Origin of the sequence: Marinobacter sp. UBA2498, from assembly GCF_002341575.1 — a bacterium.
Lineage (GTDB): Bacteria > Pseudomonadota > Gammaproteobacteria > Pseudomonadales > Oleiphilaceae > Marinobacter > Marinobacter manganoxydans.
This window is the reverse complement of the sequence record NZ_DDOI01000098.1, coordinates 20,233-22,460: the sequence shown is the minus strand read 5'-3', so window position 1 is coordinate 22,460 and position 2,228 is coordinate 20,233. Positions and strand designations below refer to the sequence as shown.

At 57.9% G+C, this 2,228-nt stretch carries 1 protein-coding gene and 1 pseudogene; both read left to right on the top strand.

What is annotated here, in order from left to right; all coding sequences use genetic code 11:
- A partial coding sequence (locus B2W52_RS13670) for an NAD(P)/FAD-dependent oxidoreductase (protein WP_286803563.1) occupies positions 1-777 on the top strand: 777 nt, incomplete at its 5' end.
- Positions 778-1,272: 495 nt separating this feature from the next.
- Positions 1,273-2,228, top strand: a pseudogene (locus B2W52_RS13665) (hypothetical protein); the annotation flags it as partial.

The following is a 2,228-nucleotide window of genomic DNA, read 5'->3' as shown; positions in this document are numbered from 1 at the left end:
CGGTATGTCGGCGGCGCCATTGATCACACCGGCGGCCATATTCATCCGCTCAATCTGGCTCTCGGCGAAGCCGCGGCCCTCGAGTCGCGTGGCGGCGTGATTCACGAGCACTCCACAGTAACGAGCATCGCCCCCGGTAAAACCGTAACCGTTAAAACCGACATGGGCGAGGTGAGGGCGCAAACGGTTGTCCTGGCGGGCAACGCCTATCTTGGCGGCCTGGTGCCGGAGCTCGGGGCCAAATCCATGCCCTGCGGCTCGCAGATTATTGCTACCGAGCCGTTGGAGGAGGCCGTTGCCAGGCAGTTGCTGCCGAACGACAACTGCGTCGAAGACTGCAACTACCTCCTGGACTACTTCCGGCTGTCGGGTGACAACCGCCTGATCTACGGCGGTGGCGTGGTCTACGGCGCCCGCGACCCGGCTAACATCGAACGGCTGATTCGCCCGAATATGCTGAAAACCTTCCCGCAACTGGCGAATGTGAAGATCGATTACGCCTGGACCGGCAATTTCCTGCTGACCCTGTCGCGCCTGCCACAGCTCGGGCGCTTGCACGAGAACGTGTTCTACTCCCAGGGTTGCTCCGGCCATGGGGTTACCTTCACACACGTGGCAGGCAAGGCATTGGCACTGGCAATCCAGGATCAGGCGGAACGGTTTGATGCGTTCGCCAGCCTGCCGCATTACCCGTTCCCGGGTGGGCGCGCCTTCCGGGTGCCGTTGACGGCGATGGGAGCCTGGTACTATGCGCTGCGGGACAGGTTGGGCGTTTGAGTCCCCGGAAAACTGTGAAACAGTACCCGTTTCATCAACGTTTAAATTTGTAATCAGTCGGCCCGCTATTCGCTCCCGGCCCACAGCCGGGATTTAAGCGAATTGTGAAAAGCGGACCTAAAACAATGACCTATGCTCAGGAGTCCGGGCTCCATGCTGTAACCTTCCATCACAACGTGTATCCCTCCGTAAACGCCAATTTTCTGACGTAATCCGGCCGAAAAATCCGGAACTGGGCCGCATATAACCGAAAACTGCCGCTGTAAGATTCGCTCAAATTCGTCAAATAATTGGTGCGAAACAATGTCATATTGCGGCAAAAAACTAACGAAGCAAGGACTGCTGATTTTACCTGCGGTTGTTATGCTTTCGGGCTGCGGTCTGGACATTACGAGTGAAGAGAGCACCACGGCGGCGCAGGCTGCTCCCGCGACGCCTGAGCCCACAGTCCAGATCGCCGGCGCAGCCGTTAAAGGAATCATTCAACAGGGCCTTGTGGTTGCAAATCGGCTGATAGCTGACAAAGACGGCTACTACGCCCCGCAGCGTCAGGCAGCCAAACCGGTATTAACCGCAGACGATGGCAGCTATACCTGGCAGCTTCGCGGTAAGGCCGAAGGCTGGGCCCTGGTTGAGCTTTCTGCGGACGGCGGCACTCGCATGGTCTGTGACGTTCTGCCCCAATGCGATCAGGCCGGTGCCGAGCCAGTGCCGTTTGGGCAGGTAATGCCGCTGGATAGCAACTTCAGTCTGTTGGGTGCTGGCGATTTGCGGAACGAAACGGTAAACCTTACGCCGCTCACCCACCTGGCTGTAAAACTGGCTGAGCGCAGTTCGGAAGGTCTCTCACCGACAGCGATTTCCAGCGCTTACACCACCGTTGAAAACTGGTTCGCCCTTCCGGCCGGTGCTTTGCGCCTGACTCCTCCGGACCTGACCAATCTGGATGGAATGACCGGCGTAACCGCGGATGCCATTCAGGTGGCGATTGCCAATGCGTCATTCCTGGCGCTGGTCAATGACAACGCCCAGTGGGATTCGATTTCAGCTGTCCTGGATGACGTTACTTCACAGGTCAGTGCCACCGGCCAGATCAGCGTTATGGGCGATGGTACCAACGTGGCACTGGCAGATCTTGTCAGCGCGGCGGCCTTGCAGTCCTCAGAATTGCAGAACGTGGTGAATTCAAGCGTCATTAGCCAGAAGCTGGTGGTGGTCGAATACCGCAATGTACAGCGCTTCAAAACCATTGCCGATGTTAACGAAGAAAGTGATACCGACGTCGCCGATTCCGGTGACACCACCGACGGAACCACTGGCGGCGATGAAACCGCTGGAACTGATTCCGGCAGCACCACTGACACCTCAACCGACACCAACACCGATACCTCGACCGATACCTCAACAGGTTCAACCGACGAGCAGGTTGCCGGTACAACTGAGCCCGATAC